This is a genomic window from Mycobacterium sp. WUMAC-067 (assembly GCF_020217485.1).
GTDB lineage: Bacteria > Actinomycetota > Actinomycetes > Mycobacteriales > Mycobacteriaceae > Mycobacterium.
In genome coordinates this window covers 156,006-181,105 of the sequence record NZ_JAEKMI010000003.1, presented here as the reverse complement: position 1 = coordinate 181,105, position 25,100 = coordinate 156,006, and the positions used below count along the sequence as shown (strand labels likewise).

The following is a 25,100-nucleotide window of genomic DNA, read 5'->3' as shown; positions in this document are numbered from 1 at the left end:
CATCGTGGATTTGATGAACGACGCAAGAGAAGCTGTCGAGCACCATCCCGAAGGGGGCAGTCACGTCCAGGACGGCGTGGTCGAGCACCCCGACTCCGATGACTTCAACAACGCCGCCGCGCTACCCACCGACCCGACCTGGTTCAAGCACGCCGTGTTCTACGAGGTGCTGGTCCGCGCGTTCTTCGACGCCAACGCCGACGGCGCCGGTGACCTGCGCGGACTGCTGGGGCAACTGGACTACCTGCAGTGGCTGGGCATCGACTGCATCTGGCTGCCCCCGTTCTACGACTCGCCCCTGCGCGACGGCGGCTATGACATCCGGGACTTCTACAAGGTGCTGCCCGAGTTCGGGACGGTCGAGGATTTCGTCGCGCTGCTCAACGCCGCGCACGAGCGGGGCATCCGCGTGATCACCGACCTTGTGATGAACCACACATCGGATTCGCATCCCTGGTTTCAGGAGTCGCGCCACGACCCCGACGGCCCCTACGGCGACTACTACGTGTGGAGCGACACCAGCGAGCGCTACACCGACGCCCGGATCATCTTCATCGACACCGAGGAGTCCAACTGGACCTTCGACCCGGTGCGAAAGCAGTTCTACTGGCACCGGTTCTTCTCGCACCAGCCGGACCTGAACTACGAAAACCCGGCGGTGCAGGAAGCCATGATCGACGTGCTCCGGTTCTGGCTCGGCCTCGGCATCGACGGGTTCCGGCTCGACGCGGTGCCCTACCTGTTCGAACGGGAGGGCACCAACTGCGAGAACCTGCCGGAGACGCACGCCTTCCTCAAGCGCGTCCGCAAGGTCATCGACGACGAATTCCCGGGGCGGGTGCTGCTGGCCGAGGCCAACCAGTGGCCGGCCGACGTCGTCGAGTACTTCGGCGAGCCCAGCACCGGCGGCGACGAATGCCACATGGCGTTTCACTTCCCGCTGATGCCGCGCATCTTCATGGCGGTCCGCCGGGAGTCGCGGTTCCCGATTTCGGAGATCCTGGCCCAGACGCCCGAGATCCCCGACATGGCCCAGTGGGGGATCTTCCTACGCAACCACGACGAGTTGACGCTGGAAATGGTCACCGACGAAGAGCGCGACTACATGTACTCCGAGTACGCCAAGGATCCGCGGATGAAGGCGAACGTCGGCATCCGCCGCCGCCTGGCGCCGCTGCTGGACAACGACCGCAACCAGATCGAGCTGTTCACCGCGCTGCTGCTGTCGCTGCCCGGCTCGCCGGTCCTGTACTACGGTGACGAGATCGGCATGGGCGACGTGATCTGGTTGGGAGACCGCGACGGGGTGCGCACCCCGATGCAGTGGACACCGGACCGCAACGCCGGCTTCTCCAAGGCCAACCCCGGCCGGTTGTACCTGCCGCCCAGCCAGGACTCCGTCTACGGCTATCAGGCGGTCAACGTGGAGGCCCAGCGGGACACCTCCACATCGCTGCTCAACTTCACCCGCACGATGCTGGCCGTGCGGCGCCGCCACGAGGCCTTCGCCATCGGGAGTTTCGAAGAACTGGGCGGCTCGAACCCGTCGGTACTGGCGTTCCTGCGGCAGGTGGCCGCTGGAGACGAAGCCGGCGACACCGTGCTGTGCGTCAACAACCTGTCGCGGTTCCCGCAGCCGATCGAACTGAATCTGCAGCATTGGAGCGGTTGCACGCCGGTCGAGCTGACCGGGCACGTGGAGTTTCCGCGCATCGGTCACCTGCCCTATCTGCTGACGCTGCCGGGACACGGGTTCTATTGGTTCCGGCTGACCGGATGCGAGGAGGATGCATGACGATCACTCGCGCCGGCGTCAATCCAGGCAAGAAAGAGGAGCGGCGCCCATGACTTCCCCGGAGAAATTGCCCTGGTCCGAGTGGCTTCCACAGCAACGTTGGTACGCCGGGCGCAACCGCGAACTGTCCGGCGCCGAGCCGAGCGTTGTCGTACCGCTGCGCGACGACCTTGACCTTGTTCTCGTCGACGCCTCCTACGCCGACGGTTCTCGCGACCGCTACCAGGTGATCGTGCAGTGGGATGCCGGCCCGGTCTCCGAGTACAGCAACGTCGCCACCATCGGCGCCGCCGACGACCGGACCGGTTTCGACGCGATGTACGACGCCGAGGCGCCGCAGTTCCTGCTGTCCCTCCTCGACTCGTCGGCCGTGCGCGGCGCCTCGGGCGTCGAGGTGAGATTCGCCAAGGAGCCCGACGTCGAGCTGCCGCTGGAGGCGATGGCGCACGTGTCCGACGCCGAGCAGTCCAACACGAGCGTCATCTTCGACCGGGACGCGATCTTCAAGGTGTTCCGCCGCGTCAGCAGCGGCATCAACCCCGACATCGAGCTCAACCGCGTGCTGGGCCGCGCGGGCAACCCGCACGTCGCCCGGCTGCTGGGCACCTACGAGATGACGGGCCCCGGCGACGAGACGTGGCCGCTGGGCATGGTGACCGAGTTCGCCGCCAACGCCGCGGAAGGCTGGGCGATGGCCAGCGCCAGCGTGCGCGACCTGTTCGCCGAGGCCGATCTGTACGCGTACGAGGTCGGCGGCGACTTCGCCGGCGAGTCCTTCCGCCTCGGCGAAGCCGTGGCATCGGTGCACGCCACCCTGGCGGAGACCCTCGGCACCGCGCAGGGGGTCTTCCCGGTGGAGAACGTGCTGGCGCGGCTGTCGTCGACCGTCGCCCTGGTTCCCGAGCTCGGGAAGTGGGCGGCGACCATCGACGAGCGATTCGGCAAGCTGGAAGCCGAGACGATCACCGTGCAGCGCATCCACGGCGACCTGCACCTGGGCCAGGTGCTGCGCACCCCGGAGAGCTGGTTGCTCATCGACTTCGAGGGCGAACCGGGGCAGCCGCTTGAGGAGCGCCGCGCGCCCGATTCGCCGCTGCGCGACGTGGCCGGCGTCCTGCGGTCATTCGAGTACGCCGCCTACGGGCCGTTGGTGGACCAGGCCGACGACAAGCAGTTGGCGGCCCGGGCCCGCGAATGGGTCGATCGCAACCGCACCGCGTTCTGCGACGGCTACGCGGCGGCTTCCGGGATCGACCCCCGCGATTCGGCGCAGTTGCTGGCGGCCTACGAGCTGGACAAGGCCGTGTACGAGGCCGGCTACGAGGCGCGACACCGGCCCGGCTGGCTGCCGATCCCGTTGCGCTCCATCGCGCGCCTGACCGGCGTCTGAGCGGCGATCGCAAGCGCGGCGTAGCCGGGCGCAGCGGGTCGCCGCCATCTGCGTAGCGGCGATCGCAAGCGCGGCGTAGCCGGGCGCAGCGGGTCGCCGCCATCTGCTCCGCGCTGCGCGCAGTGCTGCCGTCTGGAACCATGTCGGTGTGCCGAACGAGATCAACAACAGCGAGTCACGGTTGTCATGGGTGCTGGCGGTGCTGGCGGGGATCCTGGGAGCGACGGCCTTCACCCATTCCGCCGGCTACTTCGTGACGTTCATGACGGGCAACGCCCAGCGGGCCATGCTCGGGTATTTCCGCGGCGACGTGTTGCTGTCGGTGACGGCGGGCGTGTTGATCGTGTGCTTTGTCTCCGGCGTCGTGATCGCCTCGGTGTGCCGGCGGCATTTCTGGGTGGCGCACCCGCACGGGCCGACGGTGCTGACGACGTTCAGCCTGGCGGCGGCCACCATGGTGGACGTGATCGACGAGGGCTGGGAAGAGAATCTGCTCGATTTCGCGCCGATCATGTTGGTGGCCTTCGGCATTGGGGCCCTGAACACATCGTTCGTCAAGGACGGCGAGGTGTCGGTCTCGCTCAGCTACGTGACCGGGACGCTGGTCAAGATGGGCCAGGGCATCGAACGCCACATCGCCGGTGGGACGGCGGCGGAATGGCTGGGCTATTTTCTGCTGTTCGCCAGCTTCGTGGTGGGCGCAACCGTCGGCGGCTTCATCAGCCTGTTCGTCAACGGCACGTGGATGCTGGTGGTGGCCACGGTCGTGTGCGCCCTGACCACCGGCTACACGTACTTCCACTCCGATCGGCGCGCCCTGCTCGAAGCGGGTGAGAAAGAGCATCGGCAGTAGCGCTGACCGGTGCGCTACTGCCGATGCTGGTTCGTCGGGTTCTAGGTGGCGGGTTGTGCCGGCTGTGCCGGTTGCGCCGGTGGCGCGGTGGTGTTGCTGGCCAGCAGGACCTGCTGCATGTCGGGCTTCATGGCCATCAGCTGCTGGTTCCAGTAGGGCCAGGAGTGTGTGCCGTTGGCCGGGAAGTTGAACACGCCGTTGCGCCCGCCCGCGGCCGCATAGTTGTTCTGGAACTGCTCGTTGGTGCGCAGCGTGAGCCCTTCTAAGAACTTGGCCGGCATGTTGTCGCCGCCCAGGTCGCTGGGAGCGCCGTTACCGCAGTAGATCCAGATGCGGGTGTTGTTGGCGACCAGCCGCGGAATCTGGACCATCGGGTCGTTGCGCTTCCACGCCGGGTCGGTGGACGGACCCCACATGCTGTTGGCGTTGTAACCGCCCGCGTCGTTCATCGCCAGACCGATCAGGGTGGGCCACCAACCCTCGGACGGGTTCAGGAAGCCCGACAACGCGGCGGCGTAGGGGAACTGTTGCGGGTAGTAGGCGGCCAGGATCAGCGCCGAGCCACCCGACATCGACAGCCCCACCGCGGCGTTGCCCGCGGGGGAGATCTGCTTGTTGGCCTGCATCCACAGCGGCATTTCCTGGGTCAGGAACGTCTCCCACTTGTAGGTGTAGTTCTGCCCGTTGCCCGACGACGGCTGGTACCAGTTGCTGTAGAAGCTGGACTGGCCGCCGACCGGCATGATCACCGACAGGCCGGACTGATAGAACTCCTCGAAGGCGGGCGTGTTGATGTCCCAACCGTTGTAGTCGTCCTGCGCGCGCAGGCCGTCCAGCAGGTACACGGCGTGCGCGCCGCCCGGCTGGAACTGGACTTTGATGTTGCGGCCCATCGACGGCGACGGAACCTCGAGGTATTCGACCGGGAGCCCCGGCTTGGAGAAGGCGCTCGCGGCGGGGACGCCTCCGGTGGCGGCGACGAGACCGGACAGCAGGGAGGCCCCCATGGCCGCGATCGCCAGCCGGCGCGGCATGTTCGCCCCCGCGCCACGCAACTTTCGCACCTTTTCGATGAACGACATAGCTCTCTACCCATCCCAACTTTCATCTGCCGCACCATGCGGTGGAATCTGTTCTCGGGGAGTGAAACACAGGAACTGGGCCGGAATCGGTTGTCGCGGCCGCAGCGACAGATCGCGGTTGGCTAACGATTGGGAGTCGGCCAGAAATCATCACATTCGGGTCACGATCGACTCTCGGAACCATGCCGGCATCTTGCGGGGTGACAGCGCATCCGCTATCACGCGCGCCGGCGCCCTAGGCGACCAGGCGACGCAAAAGCGTTGACGCCGCGGCGATTCCGAGCACCGCTGCGATCACCAGCACGACGATGCCGACCGGATTGAAGGGAGTTCCGATCAGTAGTGCCCGCAGCACGTCGACCTCGTAACTGACCGGGTTGACCTTGCTCAGCGCGCGCAGCCACGCCGGCATCACGTCAACGGGGTACAGCGCGTTGGAGGCGAAGAACAAGGGCATCGTGATCGCTTGCCCGATCCCCATCAGGCGATCGCGGTTGCGCACCAGGCCGGCCAGCGTCATCGACAGGCAGGCGAAGAACGCGGCGCCGAGCATGACGACGCCCATCGCCGCCACGATCCGCAGAGGATTGATCGTCAGGCCGACACGCATCAGGTACGCCAGCGCCAGCACGCCGACGACCTGGGCCACCGAACGCACGCCGGCCGCGAACGCCTTGCCGGTGATCAGCGCCGAAGCCGGGGCGGGCGTCACCATGAGTTTGGCGAGCACGCCGGCGTCGCGGTCCCAAATGATCTGTATCCCATAGAAAATGGAGATGAACAGCGCCGACTGGGCGATGATGCCGGGCGCCAGGAACGCCAGATACGACACCGAACCGGTGGCGATCACGTGCAAGTGGCTGAAGGTGGTACCGAAAATCAGCAGCCACAGCGCCGGCTGCACCATCCGGGTGACGAGTTCGGTCCGGTCGTGTTGCAGCTTCTGCAACTCGACGATCGCGAAGGCCCCGATGCGGCTGGACAGCGCGCCGACCCGCTGCCATCCGCGCGGCGCACGCAGCAGTGTTCCGGCCGTCGCACGCTCAACCGACACGGCGCGCCACCTTTCTGCTGGAACGGATGTCACGGATGGATTCCTCCGGCGATTCCGCCTCGTCGTCCAAACCCGTTGCCGCGTAATGGCGGAACACATCCTCGAGCGTGGCGCCCGACGACCCCTTGGATATCCGGGCTTTCAGTTCATCGGGCGCGCCGACGGCGCGCAGCGCGCCGTGGTGCATCAGCGCCACCCGGTCGCACAGCGCGTCGGCTTCTTCCATGTAGTGGGTGGTCAGCAGGACCGTCATGCCGAACTGCGCCTGCATCTTTCGCACCTGCGACCACACGCCGTCGCGCGCGATGGGATCCAGTCCCACGGTCGGTTCGTCCAGCACCAGCAGCGACGGGCGGTTGACCAGCGCCTGCGCCACCTCGAGACGGCGGACCATGCCGCCGGAGTAGGCCGACGCCATCCGCTCGGCCACGTCCACCAGGTCCATGGCGACCAGCGCCTGCTCGACGCGATCGGAGCGCTCGCCGCGCGGCACGCCGTACAACCGCGCGAACCACTCCACGTTCTGCCGGCCGGTCAATGCGGGCTCGATCGAAAGCTGTTGCGGAACATAGCCGATATTGCTTCTGATGTCGGTGGTATGGCGGCGCGCGTCCATGCCGAAAATGTGCAGTTCACCCTGCTGCACCGGCGCCAACGTGGTCAGCATCCGGACCATGGTCGTCTTCCCGGCGCCATTGGGCCCCAGCAGGCCCACGGTTTCGCCGGGCCGGACGTGCAATGTCACGTCATCGACGGCGGTGAACTGGCCGTAGCGGTAGGTCAGGTGCCGGGCGTCGATGGCCATCGGCAGTGCCGCGCTCATGGTCGCCGCTCCTGAAGCATTCGGGTCATCATGTCGAGGACCTCCAATCCTTTTGCCAAGGACTCGATTTCGTCGCCGTCGAGTTCGTCGAGCAGCTCGGACAGCAGGTCCCGGCGCGCGGCGCGGGACGCGTCCAGGAGCTGCTGGGCAGGCTCGGCGAGCTGAAGCTGGCACACCCGTCGGTCGGTGTCCCCGGCGGTGCGGCAAAGCAGCCCGTCGGACACCAGCTTGGTGACCAGGGTCGAGGCGGTATTGGGGACCAGCCCGAGCTCGGCGGCGGCGGCGCCGACCGAGATCCCCGGACGCCGCCCGACCAGCCACAGCAGCTCGGACTGCGATTCGGAGAGCCGCGGCGAATCGAACGCGCGCCCGGCCGACCGGCGCAGTTGCCGCCGGAACCGGCCGACCACGCCGAACAGGTCGGCGGCGACATCGGTGCGTGACTTCACTTCCGCCATGATACCTCTGTAGCCGAGCTATTTATGTGGGGAAGCTCCGCGGACGGTATGTACCCGCTACCTGGGCAGGCGATGCAGGGCGACCTCGGTCACGGCGCCGCCGTCGACCTCGGCGATCATGTACGTGCAGAACGGCTGGCGCCGCCGATCCGTAGGCGATCCCGGATTGAGCAGGCGCAATCCGGTCCCGGTGGTGCTGTCCCAGGGGATGTGGCTGTGCCCGAACACCAACACCTCGGTGCCCGGGTACAGCCGTGACATGCGGGCCTCGCGCCCGGCCGCGGCGCCGGTCTCGTGGGTGACCGTGAACCGCACACCCCCCAGGGTCACGTCCGCGCGCTCGGGGAGCCGGGCCCGCAGTTCCGGGCCGTCGTTGTTACCCCAGCACCCCACCAGCCTGGCCGCCCTGCTGTCGAGGCGGTCGAGAAATTCCGGCGCTATCCAGTCGCCGGCGTGGATGACGACGTCGGCCCCGGCCACCTCGTCCCACACCGGTGCGGGCAGGTCGCGGGCGCGCTTGGGGATATGGGTGTCGGCGATCAGCAGCAGCCTCACGGACCCATTGTGAGCGAAATTCTGGGTAGTCCACGGCTGAAAGAGGAGGAATCACATGACATCGCGATTGAGCACGACGCTGCACACCTCGTTCGAGGACGCGGTGGAGCGGACCACAAAGGCACTAGCCGACCAGGGTTTCGGAGTGCTGACGACGATCGACGTGAAGGCCACGCTGAAGCAGAAGCTCGGCGAGGAGATGGAGAACTATCTCATCCTGGGCGCCTGCAACCCCGCGCTGGCGCATCGCGCGCTGGGCATCGACCGCCAGATCGGACAGTTATTGCCGTGCAACGTGGTGGTGCGCTCCGACCCCGCCGGTGACGGCGATGCGGTGTTGATCGAGGCCATGGATCCCCAGCTGATGGTCAACGTGACCGGCGAGGCGGGGGCGTTGCAGGAGGTCGCGGATCAGGCCACGGCCAGGCTGCAAGCGGCGATCGGCGCACTCGGGTAGCGGACGCGTGGTCAGCCGCGCTCATTGCGGGCTTCGGCGCCCGTTTCGCCGGCATCGAAGGAGTCATCGGAGCCCGCGGCACCCACATACGAACCGTCTTCTTCGCCCGCGGCCGCGCGGGACCGAGCCTGGTGGGTGTCGGGTTCCACGTCGTCCTCGGCCTTGTGGCCCTTGCGATCTGGCATGGTAATTCCCTTTCTGAAGCCCGCGGCATCGAAGACTTCGCGCGGCGGCTGCTCACAGTCGGGTTCCCCCGACAGCCCGCGCGAAACGGGGAACGCGCGGGGATCGCCGCCCGGTCGGCTGCCGCGCCACGATGTCGCTATTGTTAGCAGCCGAAACCAAGGAGAACACGCCATGCGCACCTTCGAATCAGTCGCCGACCTCACCGCAGCCGCGGGAGAGGCCCTGGGTCACAGTGACTGGGTCACCATCACCCAGGAAGACGTCAACCTGTTCGCCGACGCGACCGGCGATCACCAGTGGATCCACGTCGACCCGGAGCGAGCCGCGTCCGGCCCGTTCGGCAAAACCATCGCCCACGGTTTCATGACCCTGGCGCTGCTGCCGCAGCTGCAGCACCAGATCTACACCGTCAACGGCATCAAGCTCGCAATCAACTACGGGCTCAACAAGGTTCGTTTCCCCGCGCCGGTTCCGGTCGGCTCGCGGGTGCGCGCGCAGAGTTCGTTGGTCAGCGTCGACGACGTGGGCAACGGCGCCGTGCAGGCGACCCTCTCGACCACCGTCGAGATCGAGGGGTCGGCCAAGCCGGCGTGCGTGGCCGAGAGCGTCGTCCGCTTCGTCGCCTGAAACGCGCGTCGAACGTCGACCTGTTGCGGTGAAACCGGCTTCTCCGCACAACAAGTCGACGTTCGGCGTCAGAATTCGGCGACCGCGCGTTCCAGGCGTTCGGCCAGCCGCGCCTGGGCTTCGGCCCGCCGGGTGGGGATATGCGCCGACGGGAAAGGCGTTGTCACGGGCTCGTATTCGCGCAGGGTGCGGCGGGCCACCGTCATCTTGTGCAGCTCGGTGGCGCCGTCGGCGATGCCCAGCGACTCGGCGGCGACCATCATCTTGACGAACGGCATCTCGTCGGAGACGCCGAGCGCACCGTGCAGGTGCATGGCCCGCTGCGCGACGTCGTGGAGCACCTGCGGCATGGCGACCTTCACCGCCGCGATATCGCGCCGCACCTTCTGGTAGTCGTGGTGCTTGTCGATCAGCCACGCGGTGCGCAGCACCAGCAGCCGGAACTGCTCGATCTGGATCCAGCTGTCGGCGATCTTCTCCTGGGTCATCTGGAAATCGGCGAGCCGCCCGTGCCGGGTTTTGCGGGACACCGCCCGTTCACACATCATGCCGAAGGCGCTGCGCGCCAACGCTATTGTGCGCATCGCGTGGTGAATCCGCCCCCCGCCGAGCCTGGTCTGCGCGATCATGAACGCCTGCCCCTCGCCGCCGAGCACGTGATCGGCGGGCACCCGCACGTCGTGGTAGCGGACGTAGGCGTGGCTGGCAGACGATGCTCCCCTTTCTAATCCCACGCCCACATTGCGCACGATCTCGATGCCCGGCGTCTCGGCCGGAACGATGAACAGCGACATCTTGTCGTAGGTGCGGGCTTCGGCGTTGGTGACCGCCATGACGATGAAGAACGACGCGTGTTTGGCGTTGGTGGAGAACCACTTTTCGCCGTTGATGACCCAGTAGTCGCCGTCGCGGGTGGCCGCGGTGACGAACTGTCCCGGGTCGGAGCCGCCCTGCGGTTCGGTCATCGAATAGCAGGAGGTGATTTCGCCGTCCAGCAGCGGCTGCAGATAGCGGGCCTTCTGCTCGTCGGTGCCGAACAGCGCGAGGATCTCGGCGTTGCCGGAGTCCGGCGCCTGACAGCCGAATACCGATGGGGCCCAACGGGATCGCCCGAGGATCTCGTTGAGCAGCGCCAGTTTGACCTGACCGAAGCCCTGGCCGCCCAACTCGGGGCGCAGGTGTGCGGCCCACAGCCCCTGGTCCTTCACCTGCTGCTGCAAGGGCCGCAGGACGGCCATCATCTCGGCGTTCTTTTTGTCGTAGGGGTCCAGCGCGACCAGGTCGAGCGGTTCCAGCTCCTCGGCCATGAACTTTTCGACCCAGTCCAGCTTCGCCTGGTATTCGGGGTCAGTTTCGAAGTCCCACACCGTGGCCACCATTCCCCGGCGCCGCACCGCGCCGGACTCGTTGCTGAAGCCACCCCATCCTAGAGCGGGGCGGACGACGATCAGGTCTCGCCGCGGGTGTCGATCACGCGTTGGGCGACGTCGGTGAGCTTGGTCTGGCTCTCCTGAGACAGCCGGCGCAGCAACTCGAAGGCGCGTACGTCGTCGACGCCGTAGCGCTCCATGATGATGCCCTTGGCCTGTCCGATTCGGTCGCGCGATGACAGGGCGGATTGCATCTGCTGTCCGTGGCGCCCGGCCATGATCGCCGAGGCGGCATGCGCGGCGAACACCGACCCGATGGTCTCCGCTTCGGTGTCCCACACTTTGGGCCGGAAGCTGAACAGGTTCAGGGCACCGGCGGTGCGCTCGGCGGTGTACAGCTTGAACGACAGGCTGCTCAGCACCCCGTGCTCGACGGCCGCCGGGGCGTACTTGGGCCAGCGCGGTTCGTCGCGGAGGTCGTCGCTGCGCACGATCGTTTCTTTCAGGGCGGCGTCGTGGCAGGGGCCCTCGGAGAATTCGTGCTGCAATTTGTCGAGTTGCGCCACCAGGCTGTGGGTGTCCGCGACCGATTCGAACTCCCCACCGGCCTTGAGCAGCAGCACTCCCGCGATATCGGTGGCCGGTATCAGCTCGACCGCGGCGGTGGTCACGTCGGCGAGGACGTCGTCGAGCGAGCGTGGGGTGGCGATCTCGCGGGCGAGTTCGGCAATGCGTACGGCTAGCCCGTGCTTCGAGGCCGGGTCCAAAGAGTCCATACGGGCGCATTCTCCACGATGTCTTCCCGACGCGTAACCCCGGCAATCGTCGGCCCCTGCTCGACGTCCGGGGGCCGGGAAGTTGCGGTGCCCTCAGTTTGGCGTCATAGGCCCCGGGTATCCGGCGTCGACCAGCCAGATCTCGATCCCCCAGGGAGGCCCCAGTGTTTGTGCACAACAAAGATCTTCAATTCGAGGTACGGGTCGACCGGCCCGACCCTCGCTTCGCGTCGCTGCTGATGGAACAGTTCGGCGGCGCCAACGGCGAACTCACCGCGGCGCTGCAGTACTTCACCCAGGCGTTTGTGCTGCGCCAGAAGAACCCGAAGATGTATGACCTGTTCATGGATATCGCGACCGAGGAGCTCAGCCACCTCGAGATGGTCGGATCGATGATCACCATGCTGCTCGACGGGCTCAACGACAATCTCAAGATTGCCAATGAGAAATGCGATTGGATGCCGGCGGTGGCCAGCGGCGACGGCCGGGACAGCATCATCAACCAGGTGGCGGTCAACCCGCTGTTCCTGGTGCTCAGCGGCGGCGGGCCGGACGTCAAGGACTCCGCGGGCAACAACTGGACCGGAGCGTTCATCGATGCCAACGGCGACCCGACGGTGGACCTGCGCAACAACTTGGCCGCCGAAACCCGGGCCAAGGTTGTCTACGAGTACCTCAAGCAGTTCACCGACGACCCCGGTGTGCAGGACACCCTGACCTTTCTGATGACCCGCGAGGTCGCGCACTATCAGCAGTTCACCGCGGCGCTCAACGAGCTGCCGGTGAATTTCCCGCCCGGAGCGCTGCCGGGCGACCCACGTTTCCAAAACGTGGCGTTCAACATGTCCAGCGGGGGTGGCAAACCCACCCGCGGGCCGTGGAACCAGGGGCAAGGACCATGGCCCGAGGGCATGAAATGGCAGTACGTGGAAAAGCCCGAGGAACAGTGGCTCGGCGGCAAGACCCGGAAGAACACGGGAGCACAACAAAACCCCGAGGGCTCGCCGGCCGTCGAGGCCGAGAAGCCGTTCACCCACGAACAGCACACGCCCACAGGTTAATTGGAGACGAAGTGGCCGGGCGCCTCGATGGAGACGCCCGGCCACCGTCGTTGCCGCGTCAGTGCATCTGCGGGTCCGGCGGATTGTCCTCGCCGCGGCCGGTCAACGCGTCCCGGACGTGGTCGACGATCGCCGCTCCCACCCCCATCGTTTTCAGCACGGTGGGGTTCGGCGGCGTATCCGGGTGCGGCCGCGTCGGAGCGATCTTCTTTGCCTGCTCTAGCTTTTCGCCGATCTTTTCCAAATCCGCACGGCTGAGCACGGTTTCGACCTCCGGCCACACCTCGTTTTGTTCGTAGGCGATGTGTTCGCGGCCCGCCTTGACGAATTCCTGCAGTGCCTCGTGGTAATCCGGCTCACCGGGCTTGCCGTCCTCGAGACGTTGCAGCAGCTTCTTTCCGGCCTGCTCCTGCTCGATCGCCTTGTCGACGAGTCCATCGCCGATCGCGTCGCGCACCGCCGGCCAAAAGAACTGTTCCTCGATCGCTTCGTGCTGGGACTCGGCGATGATGAGGTTGTTCACCATCGTTTCCAAGCCGCTCGCCTGCGCGCCGGAGCCTGACGGCGCCCCGTCGAGCGTCTCCAACAGACCGAGCACGCTTTTGTGGTCCTGACGAAGAAAAGTGATTGCGTCCATGCCTTGCCTTCCAATTGGGCTGTCCCTCGAAGTTGCGTGCGGATACCCGGGCCGGGGGCTTCGAAACAGCTTTGAATCGCTAGGGGCCCGACGTTCGTTCAGCGCAACTTCGGCAGGACGTCGGTGCGGTAGAAGTCGATGGCGGCGATCGGATCGTCTTGGGCAAAGTGCAGGAAGGGGACGGCGCCGGCGTCGAGCACCCGCTGCACGGCGCTGATGTGGGGGGCCGGGTCGGTGCCGATGGTCCAGCCGGCCAACACCTTGTCGATGGGGTTGGACTGGGCCGCGCGCTGGATCTCTACGGGATTGGGCTGGTCGACGGCACCGGCCGTGAAACGCCACAGCACCGCGGCGCGGGCCGCCGCGGCACTGTCGCCGACGACCGCGAACAATTCGGCGCGTTTCCCCAATGTGGCCATGTCGCGCCCGGCGGCCCGCGCTCCGGCACCGAAGGCCGCCAACAGTTTTGGGTTCGTCACGTCGTCGGCCTGGGTGATCCAACCGTCCCCGTACTGCCCGGCCAGTTTCGCGCTCTTCGGGCCGCCGGCCGCCACGAAGATCGGCGGCGGTGTGGCCGGCACGTCGTAGAGCTTCAACGAGTTCGTCTGAAAGTACCGGCTGGAGAAGGAGATTCGCGATCCGCTCCACAACCGGCGGATCAGGTCGATCGCCTCGGCGAGCCGGTCATGGCGCTCGGCGTAGTTGCCGTAGGCGTTGGTGGTGGCTTGTTCGTTGAGTCGCTCGCCGGTGCCGACTCCCAGAAACACCCTGCCCGGGTTGAGGATTGCCAGGGAGGCGAAGGCCTGAGCCACCGTGGCGGGGTGGTAGCGGTAGGTGGGGCAGGTCACTCCGGTGCCGAACGAGATCCGGCCGGTGGCGCTGCCGACCAGCGCCAGCGTGAGCCACGGGAACATCGAATGGCCTTCGTTGTCCTGCCACGGCTGAATGTGGTCGCTGGCCCACACGTAGTGAAAGCCGGCCTCTTCGGCCGCCTGGGCCTGTGCCACCAGCCGGTCGGTGCGGAACTGCTCGTGGGAAAGCACGAACCCCACGCCCTTGCCCTGCGGCGGTGGCGGGCCGGTGGACTTGCCGCGGCCGGCGCCCGGTTTCGCGCAGCCGCCCGACAGGCCGACGGAGCCGAGCATGCCCGCGCCGGCAGCCGCCCGCCCGAACGCTCGCCGAGAGATGCCGGTCACGCGGGTTCGCATACCCGCCCCGCATCGCCTCACACACCCACTAGCCTGTCGTGGATGACCCCCCACGTCCGCCCGGCGCTCAAGGCCGACGTCCGCGAGCTGTCGCGCACCCTGGCCCGCGCGTTCTACGACGACCCGGTGATGATCTGGCTGATGCCCGACCAGGACAAGCGCACCGCGCAGCTGACCCGGCTGTTCGCGACGATGACCCGCCACCACCATCTGGCGCGCGGCGGCGTGGAGGTGGCCGCCGCCGACTCCGGTATCGGCGCTGCGGCGCTGTGGGATCCGCCCGATCAGTGGCAGGAGACGCCCGGTGCGCAGCTGGCGATGACGCCCACGTTCCTCCGGGTGTTCGGTCTGCGCTCGATGCGCGGGCGCGCGGTCCAGGAACTGATGAAGAGCGTCCACCCCGAGGAACCGCACTGGTATCTGGCTGTCATCGGCAGCGATCCGGCGGTCCGCGGTCAGGGGTTCGGTCAAGCCCTGATGCGGTCGCGGCTGGACCGCTGCGACGCGGAATACTGTCCGGCGTACCTCGAGTCGACCAAACTCGAAAACGTCCCGTATTACGAACGTTTCGGCTTCGCGGTCACCCGCGAGATCGTGCTGCCGGACGACGGCCCGAAGATGTGGGCCATGTGGCGGGCACCGCGGGCCCGCGTTTAGTCACCCGATGCGGCGGGCAACCGTTCGGCATGAGCGATGACCCCCAAGCCGACGATCTGGTAGATCCCGCCGACTTTCCCGAAGAGGGCGGTCCGGGCGACACCCTGAATGCGAGCGAAGGTACCGACTCGGACGAACTGCGCAACGACGACGGCGACATCGTCGTCGATCCCCCCGAGGGCTGGAGCGAGGCCAACCGCTTCGGCGTGACGGCGAGGGAAGAACGAGAGGGCGAATCCCTCGACGATCGACTGGCCGCCGAGGAGCCCGACGTGCCCGATGCCGTCGAGCCGGTCGACGACGGTCCGCGGCGCGCGCATCGCGGCCAGATCGACGGCACCCCCGAAGACGGCGACTCGCTCTACGACGTGGTCGATGAGTAAATCAGTGCTCGCCTGTTTACTGCAGCCGACGTGATCAGGGAGTGCTCTGCCACCCGGCGATGCCGGTCGCGATCATCCTCAACTGCTTGACGGCGAGCCGGCGGATGTCCTCGGTCGCCTCGATGCTCTGCGAATCCTCGATGGCCTCCGCGATGACGATCATGGCGTTGACGAACAGGGTCGCCAGCACGTTGAGATCCTCGGTGGTCCACTTGTTCAACCCCGGGAAACGCGCCAGGTCGGTGGCCAGCTCGGAGGTGATCAGCCGGATCTCGGTGCGAATGGCGTAGCGCAGCACGGACAGGCCGCTGTTGCGCTCGCGGCCGATGAGGCGCCAGTGCTCGCGCCTGTCGGCGACGCTGGCGACCAGGATCTCGACGGACGACTCGATCACCCGGTTCGGGTCGAGCTTGCCGGCGCGCGCGTCGCGCAGGGTGTCGCGCAGGCTGCGAAACGACTCGTCGATCAGGACCAGGCCGAGTGCCTCCATCGACTCGAAGTGGCGGTAAAACGCCGCCGGCACGATCCCGACCTCGCGGGTCACCTCGCGCAGGCTCAGGCTGGAAAAGCTGCGGTCCTGCAATAGCTTGAGCGCCGCGGCGATGATGGCGCGCCGCGTCGCCTCCTTGCGCTCCTCGCGCGACTGACTTTCCCGCGAGCGTTCGCGTCCGGAGCCGCGCGCCCGTGAGCTAGGAGTACGGCTGTTCACTATGTGAAGCCTACCACATCGGGCCGGTAAACCCTTGACGACCTGGCGGTTGCGGCCGCACGGTGTACATATGTTCACTCAAACCGCTCAAGCTTCCGGCCGGGTCCTCGCGCGGACGTTTCGGCAACGCGTGTTGGGTTCAGAGCTCGTAGACCTGCTGACCGGGCCGCACGGCGTCGACCGTTACACCGAACTCGTGGCACCAACCTGGACACTGGGCGAAGCCCGCGCCAGGGTGACCGACGTGCGCCGGACCACACCCCGCAGCGTCACGCTCACCCTGGCTCCCAACGACAGCTTCCTGTCCGCCCACACTGTCCGGGCCGGCCAGTACGTCAACCTGACCGTCGAGATCGACGGGCGCCGGCACACCCGCTGCTATTCCCCGGCCAACGTCGAAGGGGCGGCCACCCTCGAGCTGACCATCGGCCGGCACGAGGGAGGCCTGGTCTCGAACCATCTGTACGAACACGCCCGTCGCGGCATGGTGGTCGGTCTGGCCGGCGCCGGCGGCGACTTCACCCTGCCCTCGCCGCGGCCCCGGCGGATCCTGTTCGTCTCCGGGGGCAGCGGGATCACCCCGGTGATGGCGATGCTGCGCACCCTGGTCGCCCAGGGCCATCCCGGCGAGATCGCCTTCGTCCACTACGCCCGCACCCCCGCCGAGGCCTGCTACCGCGACGAGCTCGCCGCCATGCCCTCGGTGCGGGTACTGCACGGCTACACCCGCACCGACGGCGGCGACCTGACCGGACGCTTCGGCCCGGGACACCTGGCCGCCGCGATGCCCGCACCCGACGCGGTATTCGTCTGCGGTCCAACGGCTTTGATCGAGGCCGTGCGGGAGCACTGCGACACCGTGTACACCGAAAGCTTCGTCCCGCCGGCGCTCGACACGCCGGCAAACCCTTCCGGAGGACGAGTCACGTTCTCCGACAGCGGGGTTGACATCGTCGACGACGGGCGCCCGCTGCTGGAGCAGGCCGAATCCGCGGGCCTCTTTCCGGAAAACGGGTGCCGGATGGGCATCTGCCACACCTGCACCCGGCGCAAAACCGCCGGCACCGTGCGCAACCTGGTCACCGGCGCGGTCTCGACCGCACCCGATGAGGACGTGCAGATCTGCGTGTCCGTTCCGGTCGGTGACGTGGACCTGTCCCTTTAACAGCAACCAAGCTCGCGAATGTGAAATACGCGACGGCCGCACGGCGTGTCGCGTCGCGAGATTCACAGTCGCGACGGAATCCGGAGGAAATGCCATGACACAGAACAAGATCACCCTTACACCCGAGCAGGCCGACGCATTCGGCCGCGAGCTCGACGCCATCAAAGAGCGTGTGATGGCGGACCTCGGCGAAAAGGACGCCGACTACATCCGCCGCGTCATCAAGACCCAGCGCGCGCTGGAAGTCGGCGGGCGGGTGCTGTTGTTCCTGCCGCCGGCCTGGCTGCTGGGCACCGGCATGCTCGGCATCGCCAAAATCCTGGACAACATGGAGATCGGCCACAACATCATGCACGGCCAGTACGACTGGATGCGCGACCCGGCGATCTCCGGCCGCACCTTCGAGTGGGACACCGCGTGCCCGGCCGATCAATGGCGCCACTCGCACAACTACATGCACCACACCCACACCAACATCGTGGGAATGGACCGCGACATCGGCTACGGGATCCTGCGGATGAGCGAGGACCAGCGCTGGCAGCCGTACTTCCTCGGCAACCCGATCTACGCCTTCCTGCTGATGGTGTTGTTCCAGTACGGCGTCGCGCTCCACGAACTGGAAACCGAGCGCATCCGTTCCGGCGAAATCCGTCTCGCGGACAAGCGCGAGGTGCTGCGGGCGATCTGGAAGAAGACCCGTCGGCAGACCCTCAAGGACTACGTCGCCTTCCCGCTGCTGGCCGGGCCGTTCGCGCCGTTCGTCTTCACCGGCAACCTCACGGCCAACCTGATGCGCAACGTGTGGTCTTACATGATCATCTTCTGCGGCCACTTCCCGGATGGCACACAGGAATTCACCGTCGAGGAAACCAGGGACGAGTCGCGCGGCATGTGGTACTTCCGCCAGGTGCTCGGCTCGGCGAACCTCACCGGCGGCCGGCTCTTTCACCTGCTGTCCGGCAACCTCTCCCACCAGATCGAGCACCACCTGTTCCCGGACATGCCGGCCCGCCGCTACGCCGAGATCGCGCCCGAGGTGCAGCGGATCTGCGAGCGCTACGGCATCCCGTACAACCGCGGTCCGCTGCTGCGGCAATTCGGCACCGTCGTCCGCAAGATCGTCAGGCTGACCTTCCCGGACAGCTGGCTCCCCAAGGCCGGTGCCGACGAGCCCGCCGATCGCGAGCCGGTCGCCGCGTAACTCGGGGCCGTCCACGCATTGCCTTGCGCCGGGCGAGGGGGACAATGAGGTCCGTGGAATGGACCGGCGCGCGCTACGCGGACACCCCGACGGTGGAGGCCTCGACGTGGATCGACGCGGATCCGGAGCGGGTCTGGGGCCTGGTCTGCGATATCGCGCTGATGCCCGCGGTCAGCAACGAACTCAAGGCCGTGGAATGGGCCGAGGGATCGGACGCCCCGCGGGTCGGCGCCCGCTTCGTCGGACACAACGAGCACGAGGCGTTCGGCCGATGGAGCACCACGTCCCAGATCGTCGCGTGCGATCCGCCACGCGAATTCGCCTGGGCCGTAGGCGATCCCGATAACCCCGCCGCGACCTGGAGATTCCGGTTGGCACCCCGCGACGGCGGCACGACCCTGAACTACTGGACGCAGATGGGGCCGGGACGCTCGGGGTTGTCGAGCGCGATCGACTCGATGCCCGACAAGGAACAGAAAATCGTGTTCGTGCGGATGCGGGAGTTCGAGGCCGCGATCGGAAAGACCCTGGCCTCGATCAAACGGCTGGCCGAGCACGGAGTGCGGTGATGCGGACCGCCACCACGGTGGAGTTCTCCGGCACCGGGAACGACGCCGGGCAGGCGGTGGCGCTCGCGGTCGAGGCCGAGAAGCTGGGCCTCGATGTGTGTTGGGTGGCCGAGGCGTGGGGCACGGACGCGCCGTCGGCGCTGGGCTACCTCGCCGCGCGCACCGAGCGGATGCTGCTGGGGTCCGGCGTGATTCAGCTCGGCACCCGCTCGCCGGTCCTGGTCGCCCAGACCGCGATCACGCTGTCCAATCTGTCGAACGGACGGTTCCTGCTCGGGTTGGGCGCCTCGGGCCCGCAGGTGATCGAGGGCCTGCACGGCGTCTCGTTCGACCGGCCGCTGGCGCGCACCACCGAAACCATCGACATCGTCAGGCAGGCGTTCGCGGGCGGAAAGATCTCTTACACCGGTAGGGAATTCGAGCTTCCCCGACCCGGCGGCGAGGCGGTGCCGATGCGGTTGTCGGTGCGGCCGGAACACCCCATCCCGATCTATTTGGCCACGCTGTCACCGGCGATGCTGCGGTTGACCGGACGGGTCGCCGACGGGTGGCTGGGCACCAGCTTTGTCCCGGAAGGCGCCGAGGGCGCCTACTTCCGCCACCTTGACGACGGCCTGGCGGCGGCCGGGCGCACCCGAGCCGACATCGACGTCTGCCAGGGAGCCGAAGTCGCCTTCGCCGCAGACGAAGACGAGTTGCGCGGCATGGTCGCGGGCCGCAAGAAAGAGCTCGCGTTCAGCCTCGGCGGCATGGGATCGTCGAGCACGAACTTCTACAACCGGGCCTACAGCCGGCAGGGCTGGGCCGACGTCGCCGCCGAGGTGCGCGAGCGCTGGCAGCGCGGCGACCGGGACGGCGCGGCCGCCCTGGTGACCGACGAGATGGTGCTGGCGACCACGCTCATCGGGACCGAGAAGATGGTGTCCGCGCGCCTCGCGGTGTGGCGCGATGCCGGCGTGAACACCGTGCGGCTCTATCCCGCGGGCGACACCTTGGACGCCAAGCTGGAGACGCTGGGCCGTGCGATCGAGCTGTCCGGCAGACGCCGGCTTCTTGACCGCCGCCGAACGTGCACTGGCGGCGAGTTTTTCGCGCGTTCTTCGCCCCCATGACACGTTCGGCGGATCAGCCGGCCGCCGTCGGCGCGTCGACGGCCTTGACGAGCTCCACCTCCGGGCGCTGCGGCACCCCGTCGGCGAGGAACCACCGGAAGGCCAGGTTGCCGCGCGGATAGCCCAGCGTGGTCAGGGAATTCGGGTGCGCGGTCTTGGCGCCGGACAAGACGATGGTCACCGAGCCGTCACTGTTGGCGACGGCGCTGTGACCGTTGATCGAGCAGCGCGCGTCGGGGCCCTCCGAAGCCGCGTAGGTGGCCATGAACTGGTTCCACACCACCATGTTCCAGAACCTGCACGCCGGCGGCCGATGCGTGATCACCAGCGCCTCGTCCTCGTCGAGCACAAAACTGCCGTAGGAGTAGCAGGCGTCGCGCGCCGACCAGCCGAAGTTGGCGTCCGGCACCTGGTAGGGGTCGGCGAACGCGTTTGCGGCGTGGGCGGTTTCGTGCCCGAGGGCGTGGGTGTCGTCGACCCGGTTTCCGACGGCCAGCGGCACGATGGCGAACATGGTCTGCAGCCAGGTCGCGACCGCGCGCAGCCGCACCGCGGTTTCCGCGTCACCGTGCCGGATCGGTGCCGGCTCGTCCAGGGCCTCGATCTGCCAGACGACCGGGCGCCCGGTCAGGGGATCGGCCTGGTAGTCGCGGGTCATCAACACGGCCGCGTCCGCCGTCGGGGGGAATTCGAAGGAGAAGTTGCCGTCGGCGTCGATGTCGAGGTCGCTGTCGCGGACGATCGCGACCACCCGGTCCGACCACCCCCCGAGCGTCGGTTCGTTGTAGGCGGTGACCGAAAAGTAAACGCTGTCACCCTTGTTCCCGCTGATGCGGTAGCGACGGGCCGGATCGACCGGGCAGATGTAGTAGTACGCGTCGGTGTTGTCCCCACCCCAGCGGCGGTCGCGGCGAAACGGCGTGTTCACCGCGACGAATTGCGGCCGATCGGGTTCGGGGAACAGGTAGGTGTCCAACGCCACGCCCAGTGTGGTGGCGAGCATGCGGTAGCCGTCGGCGATGTGCCGGTCGTCGGTGACGGCGCGGTCGCCCTCCAAAAACGAGCGGTCAAGGCCGCCAAGGGTATTCAGCAGTTCCTGCCACGCGGCCGTCGATTCGTGCGTCATGCGCTAATTCCTTTCAGGAGCAGTGTTGTCGTGCGATCGACCCACGCGTCATCGAGCCCGGTGGCGCGGGTGAGCAGGGCGACCAGCGTGATGCCGGCAATGGTTTCGGCCAGTTCGGCGGCGGTCACCTCCGGGCGCACCTCACCACGCGCCGCCGCCGCCGCGAGCCAGTCGGCGAGCCCACCGCCGATGACGCCGGCGAAGCGCTCCAGCAGCGCCGAGTGCAGGCTCGGATCCGCGGCCATCTCGCCGATCAGGCCCGGCAGGGCCGCCCGGGCCGATGGCGTGGTGAGGAAAACCATTGTGCGGCGCACCATCTCGCGCAGACCGTCGGACGTCGAACCGGTGTCGGGGATCGCGGTGCCGGCGCCGATCGGGAACACCGCCTCGTGCACCAGATGCGCCTTGCTGGGCCAGCGGCGGTAGATCGCGGGCTTGCTGGTGCCGGCCCGCTCGGCGATGGCCGAGACCAACAGCCCCGGGTAGCCCGTCTCGGCGAGCAGTTCAACCGTCGCGCGTAACACCGCGGCGTCGATACGCGGATCGCGGGGCCGGCCAAAATCACCATCCATTACGAAACTGAGAGTAACATAAGTCGCCGTGACCGATGCCGTTCGCTTAGTTTCCCTCGATGACCTGGCCACGCCCCGATTCAGCGCCGAGGGTCAGCAGATCCTCGACATGATGACCGCGATGGCCCCGGAGTGCCCGCTGGACGCCGACGCCCTGCACGCCAAGGCCAGCGAGGACACCGGGCTGCACGATTTCGGGCCCGACGACTACCGGGAACGCCTCGACGTCTACCTCGCCGCGCTGCGCGAGATCGACGGGCTGCACGGCGCCGGTGCGGTCAACTTCTATGGGCAACTGCTGCAGATCCTCAAGAACCGGCTGTTGTTGGCCGACCTGCTGAGGCGCCATCCCGAGATCAACGACATCGAACTGATCTCGCCCGTGGTGATCGCCGGGCTGCCCCGCACCGGCACCACGCACCTGCACAACCTGCTGGCGGCGCCACCCACCTTCCGCACCATGCCGTACTGGGAAAGCAACGAGCCGTTTCCGATGCCGAATGAGGTTGGCGTGCAACCGGATCCGCGGCGGACCCGGATGGACGTCGCGGTCGGGGTGATCAACATGGTGATGCCCCATTTCGCGCTCATGCACGAAATGACCACCGACCACGTCCACGAGGAGATCCAGCTGCTGGCCAACGACGTGTCCACGATGCTGCTGGAGACGCTCGCCGATGTGCCGCGCTGGCGTGAGTACTACCAGTCCCACGACCAGACGCCGCACTACGAATACCTGGCCACCCAGCTGCGGGCGATGCAGTTTCTGCGCGGGGGGCGGCGCTGGTTGCTCAAGTCGCCCCAGCACCTCGAACAGGTGCCGGTGCTGGATCGGGTGTTCCCCGACAGCATCGTCGTGTTCACCCACCGCGATCCCGTGCCGGTGGCGCTGTCGATGATCGCGATGATCACCTATTCCGCGCGCATGCACCGCTCGCCGGTGCCGGTGGAGCAGATCGCCAACTCCTGGATCGACCGCCTCGATCAGATGCTCAGCGCCCTGGTGCGCGACCGCGACACCATCGGCCCGGACCGCTCGGTCGACATCCGGTTCGACGAATTCATGGCCGACGAAGCCGGCGTCGCCGAGCGGGTCTACGCGCTGGCCGGCGAACCGTTCACCGAGGAGGCGCGCAACGCCGTCGCGGGCTACCTGGCGGGCCACCGGCGCGGGCGGCTGGGCAACGTCGAAACGTCCTTCGAGATGTTCGGGCTGAACGAGGACAACCTGCGGGAGCGCTTCGCGCCGTACGTCGAGCGGTTTCTGGCCTAAGCCTTTTCGAGCCGCTACGTTCTCAACTCATGGTCACTATGCCCGCGCTGCGCGGTGTCGAACACAGGTACGTCGATCTCGGAGACGGCGTGACGATCCATGTCGCGGACGCGGGCCCGGCGAGCGGGCCGGTGGTGATGCTGGTGCACGGCTTTCCGCAGAACTGGTGGGAGTGGCGCGAGCTGATCGGGCCGCTGGCCGCCGACGGCTACCGGGTGTTGTGTCCGGACCTGCGCGGCTCGGGCTGGAGTTCGGCGCCGCGCTCCAGTTACCGCAAGGACGAGATGGCCGACGATCTGGCCGGGGTGCTGGATCGGTTGGGCGTCGCGACGGTCAAGCTGGTGGCCCACGACTGGGGCGGGCCGGCCGCCTTCATCATGATGCTGCGCCACCCGGAAAGGGTGACCGGCTTTTTCGGGGTGAACACCTCGGCGCCGTTCGTGAAGCGCTCCCCGGCGACGCTGCGCAATGTCTGGCGGTTCTGGTACCAGATCCCAATCTCGTTGCCGATCATCGGCCCGCGGGTGATCAGCGCGCCGAACTCCCGGTTTCTGCGCCTGCTGGGGTCATGGGTCGGCGGTGGCTACACGCTGCCGGAGGAGGACGTGCGGCTCTACGTCGAGTGCATGCAACAACCCGGCCACGCCGAGGCGGGCTCGCGGTGGTATCGGTCGTTTCAGACCAGGGAGATGCTGAGCTGGCTGCGCGGCGAGTACGACAACGCCTGCGTCGACGTCCCCGTTCGCTGGCTGACGGGCACCGAGGATCCGGTGATCACGGCGGACCTGACCGAGGGATACGCCGACCACATCAAGGATTTCGAGGTCGAACTGGTCGAAGGGGTCGGCCATTGGATCGTCGACCAGCGGCCCGACCTGGTGCTGAATCGGGTCCGCGCCTTCCTCGCCGAAAAGTAAGGCGGGTGAGGGCTTTTCGGCGCGCCTAGTCGACGCCGATGGTGACTTCGGTCGACTTGATGAACACGGTCGCCGGCTGCCCCACCTTGAGCCCGAGGTCGGTCGCGGCGTCCTTGGTGACCGACGACGTGACGACCTGATCGCCCCCGTCGAGCGTCACCTTCACCACGGCCATCACGGTGCCGAGTTCGACCTCGGTGATCTTTCCCCGGAGCTGGTTTCGAGTCGAGAGCCGCATCACAGAATCCTCCATGTCAGAACGGGTGGGGTCTGCGGTGAGCCTAGCCCCGCCCGGCCGGGCCCGGAATGGCTTGCGACACCTCGCGTTACGGGGCCGGACGAGCTCAATGCCGCGGGCCGAGCAGGGCTACGGACGCATCCACGGCCGGTTCCACGATTTCTCGGACCGGTTTTCCGTCTTCGACCGCAAGTGCGGTCAGCTCCCGCAGTCCCCCCAGCAGGATCACGGCCAGCGGCGCGGTCAACGGCGGCAGCTTGGCGCGGCGGAATCCGGGACTGGCGCTGAGGTCGATCAGCAGGCTGGTCAACAGCTGCAACCCGCGGCGCTGGACCGGGCGGGCGGCCGCACCCAGCGACGGCAATTCACGAATCCAGCTCAATGTGATGGCCGGGCGGGCCTCGATGTATCCGACATAGGCCTCGACCGCCTGCCGGATCTGCACGTGCCAATCGGCGTCGGGATCGACCGACGCCGCGATCTTCGCGCCCAGCTTCTCGATGTCGACGGCCAAGAGCTCGAGGAAGCACTCTTCCTTGCCCGCGAAGTGGTCGTAGAAGGTGCGCTTGGACGTGCGCGCATGACGGACGACGTCGGCGACGGTGCTGGCGCGGAAGCCGCGTTCGGCGATCGACGTGGCCAAGCCGTCGAGCAGCCGGAGTCGGAATGGATCGACGTCGCCGAGAGCGGGGTCGCCAACCGTTGCTGTCATTGCTGAAGTCACGGACGGCGCCCCCTTTCGGTTCGAAACGCATCTTGTCAGCTCTGGTACTGCAGAGTACCGTACTTCGAAAGGTCTGTGGTACATCGCGGTACCAAATCCGGACCAGCAGATGTGGGGAGCAA

29 protein-coding genes are annotated in these 25,100 nt (G+C 67.3%); 14 read left to right on the top strand and 15 right to left on the bottom strand.

The annotated features are described in order from the left end of the window. Positions 1-13: 13 nt before the first annotated feature. The 3 genes from treS (at position 14) to JF781_RS03480 (ending at position 4,038) form a co-directional block, all read left to right on the top strand. The gene (gene treS, locus JF781_RS03495; RefSeq protein ID WP_225327274.1) at positions 14-1,795 is read left to right on the top strand and encodes a maltose alpha-D-glucosyltransferase; all 1,782 of its coding nucleotides are present in this window, start codon (positions 14-16) and stop codon (positions 1,793-1,795) included. A 49-nt stretch (positions 1,796-1,844) separates the two neighbouring features. Next, the gene (locus JF781_RS03490; RefSeq protein WP_225327273.1) at positions 1,845-3,185 is read left to right on the top strand and encodes a maltokinase; all 1,341 of its coding nucleotides are present in this window, start codon (positions 1,845-1,847) and stop codon (positions 3,183-3,185) included. Positions 3,186-3,333: 148 nt separating this feature from the next. Beyond that, positions 3,334-4,038 (top strand): YoaK family protein, encoded by a 705-nt coding sequence (locus JF781_RS03480; RefSeq protein WP_225327272.1) that lies wholly within the window; start codon positions 3,334-3,336, stop codon positions 4,036-4,038. 41 nt (positions 4,039-4,079) lie between these two features. On the opposite strand, the gene ag85C is transcribed toward JF781_RS03480, so the two are convergent. The 5 genes from ag85C to JF781_RS03455 all read right to left on the bottom strand — a co-directional run bounded on the left by ag85C (position 4,080) and on the right by JF781_RS03455 (position 8,010). Continuing rightward, positions 4,080-5,120 (bottom strand): diacylglycerol acyltransferase/mycolyltransferase Ag85C, encoded by a 1,041-nt coding sequence (ag85C, locus tag JF781_RS03475; RefSeq protein ID WP_225327271.1) that lies wholly within the window; start codon positions 5,118-5,120, stop codon positions 4,080-4,082. Positions 5,121-5,355: 235 nt separating this feature from the next. Beyond that, positions 5,356-6,174 carry an ABC transporter permease gene (locus tag JF781_RS03470; RefSeq protein ID WP_225327270.1) on the bottom strand — a complete coding sequence of 273 codons (819 nt, stop codon included), beginning with the start codon at positions 6,172-6,174 and terminating at the stop codon, positions 5,356-5,358. After that, positions 6,164-6,997 (bottom strand): ATP-binding cassette domain-containing protein, encoded by an 834-nt coding sequence (locus tag JF781_RS03465; RefSeq protein WP_225327269.1) that lies wholly within the window; start codon positions 6,995-6,997, stop codon positions 6,164-6,166. The genes JF781_RS03470 and JF781_RS03465 overlap by 11 nt, the downstream gene beginning before the upstream one ends. Further along, positions 6,994-7,455 (bottom strand): MarR family winged helix-turn-helix transcriptional regulator, encoded by a 462-nt coding sequence (locus tag JF781_RS03460; protein ID WP_225327268.1) that lies wholly within the window; start codon positions 7,453-7,455, stop codon positions 6,994-6,996. The genes JF781_RS03465 and JF781_RS03460 overlap by 4 nt, the downstream gene beginning before the upstream one ends. Before the next feature lie 57 nt (positions 7,456-7,512). Beyond that, on the bottom strand, positions 7,513-8,010 hold the full coding sequence (locus JF781_RS03455) for a metallophosphoesterase (protein ID WP_225327267.1): 498 nt from the start codon (positions 8,008-8,010) through the stop codon (positions 7,513-7,515). 55 nt (positions 8,011-8,065) lie between these two features. Between JF781_RS03455 and JF781_RS03450 the strand changes: the two genes are divergently transcribed. Then, positions 8,066-8,467 carry a DUF302 domain-containing protein gene (locus JF781_RS03450; RefSeq protein ID WP_225327266.1) on the top strand — a complete coding sequence of 134 codons (402 nt, stop codon included), beginning with the start codon at positions 8,066-8,068 and terminating at the stop codon, positions 8,465-8,467. Between the two features lie 11 nt (positions 8,468-8,478). Here JF781_RS03450 and JF781_RS03445 read toward each other — a convergent pair whose 3' ends face one another. Next, a complete protein-coding gene (locus JF781_RS03445) occupies positions 8,479-8,652 on the bottom strand; it encodes a hypothetical protein (RefSeq protein WP_225327265.1) in 174 nt (57 codons plus the stop codon). 172 nt (positions 8,653-8,824) lie between these two features. On the opposite strand from JF781_RS03445, the gene JF781_RS03440 reads away from it, so the two are divergent. Continuing rightward, complete coding sequence (locus tag JF781_RS03440; RefSeq protein WP_225327264.1) at positions 8,825-9,280, top strand: MaoC family dehydratase; 456 nt, start codon at positions 8,825-8,827, stop codon at positions 9,278-9,280. A 68-nt stretch (positions 9,281-9,348) separates the two neighbouring features. Here JF781_RS03440 and JF781_RS03435 read toward each other — a convergent pair whose 3' ends face one another. Next, positions 9,349-10,647 (bottom strand): acyl-CoA dehydrogenase family protein, encoded by a 1,299-nt coding sequence (locus tag JF781_RS03435; protein ID WP_225327312.1) that lies wholly within the window; start codon positions 10,645-10,647, stop codon positions 9,349-9,351. An 80-nt stretch (positions 10,648-10,727) separates the two neighbouring features. After that, complete coding sequence (locus JF781_RS03430; RefSeq protein WP_225327263.1) at positions 10,728-11,426, bottom strand: GAF and ANTAR domain-containing protein; 699 nt, start codon at positions 11,424-11,426, stop codon at positions 10,728-10,730. A 164-nt stretch (positions 11,427-11,590) separates the two neighbouring features. Here JF781_RS03430 and JF781_RS03425 point away from each other — a divergent pair, with 164 nt between their 5' ends. Beyond that, on the top strand, positions 11,591-12,487 hold the full coding sequence (locus tag JF781_RS03425) for a manganese catalase family protein (protein WP_225327262.1): 897 nt from the start codon (positions 11,591-11,593) through the stop codon (positions 12,485-12,487). A 58-nt stretch (positions 12,488-12,545) separates the two neighbouring features. Here JF781_RS03425 and JF781_RS03420 read toward each other — a convergent pair whose 3' ends face one another. Continuing rightward, complete coding sequence (locus JF781_RS03420) at positions 12,546-13,124, bottom strand: hemerythrin domain-containing protein (protein WP_225327261.1); 579 nt, start codon at positions 13,122-13,124, stop codon at positions 12,546-12,548. Between the two features lie 98 nt (positions 13,125-13,222). Then, entirely contained in the window at positions 13,223-14,320 is a 1,098-nt protein-coding gene (locus JF781_RS03415; RefSeq protein WP_225327260.1) for a F420-dependent hydroxymycolic acid dehydrogenase, read from the bottom strand. A gap of 54 nt (positions 14,321-14,374) precedes the next feature. On the opposite strand from JF781_RS03415, the gene JF781_RS03410 reads away from it, so the two are divergent. Beyond that, positions 14,375-14,989, top strand: coding sequence for a GNAT family N-acetyltransferase (locus JF781_RS03410; protein WP_225327259.1), 615 nt, complete (start codon positions 14,375-14,377; stop codon positions 14,987-14,989). 29 nt (positions 14,990-15,018) lie between these two features. Then, positions 15,019-15,372 carry a hypothetical protein gene (locus JF781_RS03405; protein WP_225327258.1) on the top strand — a complete coding sequence of 118 codons (354 nt, stop codon included), beginning with the start codon at positions 15,019-15,021 and terminating at the stop codon, positions 15,370-15,372. 34 nt (positions 15,373-15,406) lie between these two features. Here JF781_RS03405 and JF781_RS03400 read toward each other — a convergent pair whose 3' ends face one another. Further along, positions 15,407-16,081, bottom strand: a complete 675-nt coding sequence (locus JF781_RS03400) for a TetR family transcriptional regulator (RefSeq protein WP_225327257.1) — start codon at positions 16,079-16,081, stop codon at positions 15,407-15,409. A 70-nt stretch (positions 16,082-16,151) separates the two neighbouring features. Here JF781_RS03400 and JF781_RS03395 point away from each other — a divergent pair, with 70 nt between their 5' ends. The 4 genes from JF781_RS03395 (at position 16,152) to JF781_RS03380 (ending at position 20,128) form a co-directional block, all read left to right on the top strand. Further along, entirely contained in the window at positions 16,152-17,246 is a 1,095-nt protein-coding gene (locus JF781_RS03395; RefSeq protein ID WP_225327256.1) for a ferredoxin reductase, read from the top strand. 94 nt (positions 17,247-17,340) lie between these two features. Next, a complete protein-coding gene (locus tag JF781_RS03390; protein ID WP_225327255.1) occupies positions 17,341-18,447 on the top strand; it encodes an acyl-CoA desaturase in 1,107 nt (368 codons plus the stop codon). Positions 18,448-18,491: 44 nt separating this feature from the next. Further along, positions 18,492-19,016 (top strand): SRPBCC family protein, encoded by a 525-nt coding sequence (locus JF781_RS03385; protein WP_225327254.1) that lies wholly within the window; start codon positions 18,492-18,494, stop codon positions 19,014-19,016. Continuing rightward, a complete protein-coding gene (locus tag JF781_RS03380) occupies positions 19,016-20,128 on the top strand; it encodes an LLM class flavin-dependent oxidoreductase (protein ID WP_225327253.1) in 1,113 nt (370 codons plus the stop codon). Before JF781_RS03385 ends, JF781_RS03380 begins: the two co-directional genes overlap by 1 nt. A 13-nt stretch (positions 20,129-20,141) precedes the next feature. Here the strand turns inward: JF781_RS03380 and JF781_RS03375 are convergent, their stop codons facing one another. Next, positions 20,142-21,254 carry a DUF1214 domain-containing protein gene (locus tag JF781_RS03375; protein WP_225327252.1) on the bottom strand — a complete coding sequence of 371 codons (1,113 nt, stop codon included), beginning with the start codon at positions 21,252-21,254 and terminating at the stop codon, positions 20,142-20,144. Further along, positions 21,251-21,826, bottom strand: coding sequence for a TetR/AcrR family transcriptional regulator (locus JF781_RS03370; protein WP_225327251.1), 576 nt, complete (start codon positions 21,824-21,826; stop codon positions 21,251-21,253). The genes JF781_RS03375 and JF781_RS03370 overlap by 4 nt, the downstream gene beginning before the upstream one ends. Positions 21,827-21,854: 28 nt before the next feature. Between JF781_RS03370 and JF781_RS03365 the strand changes: the two genes are divergently transcribed. Together JF781_RS03365 and JF781_RS03360 are read left to right on the top strand one after the other, a co-directional pair. Then, positions 21,855-23,099, top strand: a complete 1,245-nt coding sequence (locus JF781_RS03365; protein ID WP_225327250.1) for a sulfotransferase — start codon at positions 21,855-21,857, stop codon at positions 23,097-23,099. Positions 23,100-23,128: 29 nt separating this feature from the next. Continuing rightward, entirely contained in the window at positions 23,129-24,016 is an 888-nt protein-coding gene (locus JF781_RS03360) for an alpha/beta fold hydrolase (RefSeq protein ID WP_225327249.1), read from the top strand. A 25-nt stretch (positions 24,017-24,041) separates the two neighbouring features. Here JF781_RS03360 and JF781_RS03355 read toward each other — a convergent pair whose 3' ends face one another. After that, complete coding sequence (locus JF781_RS03355) at positions 24,042-24,254, bottom strand: molybdopterin-binding protein (RefSeq protein ID WP_225327248.1); 213 nt, start codon at positions 24,252-24,254, stop codon at positions 24,042-24,044. 106 nt (positions 24,255-24,360) lie between these two features. Beyond that, the gene (locus tag JF781_RS03350) at positions 24,361-24,966 is read right to left on the bottom strand and encodes a TetR/AcrR family transcriptional regulator (protein ID WP_225327247.1); all 606 of its coding nucleotides are present in this window, start codon (positions 24,964-24,966) and stop codon (positions 24,361-24,363) included. Positions 24,967-25,100: the final 134 nt, after the last annotated feature.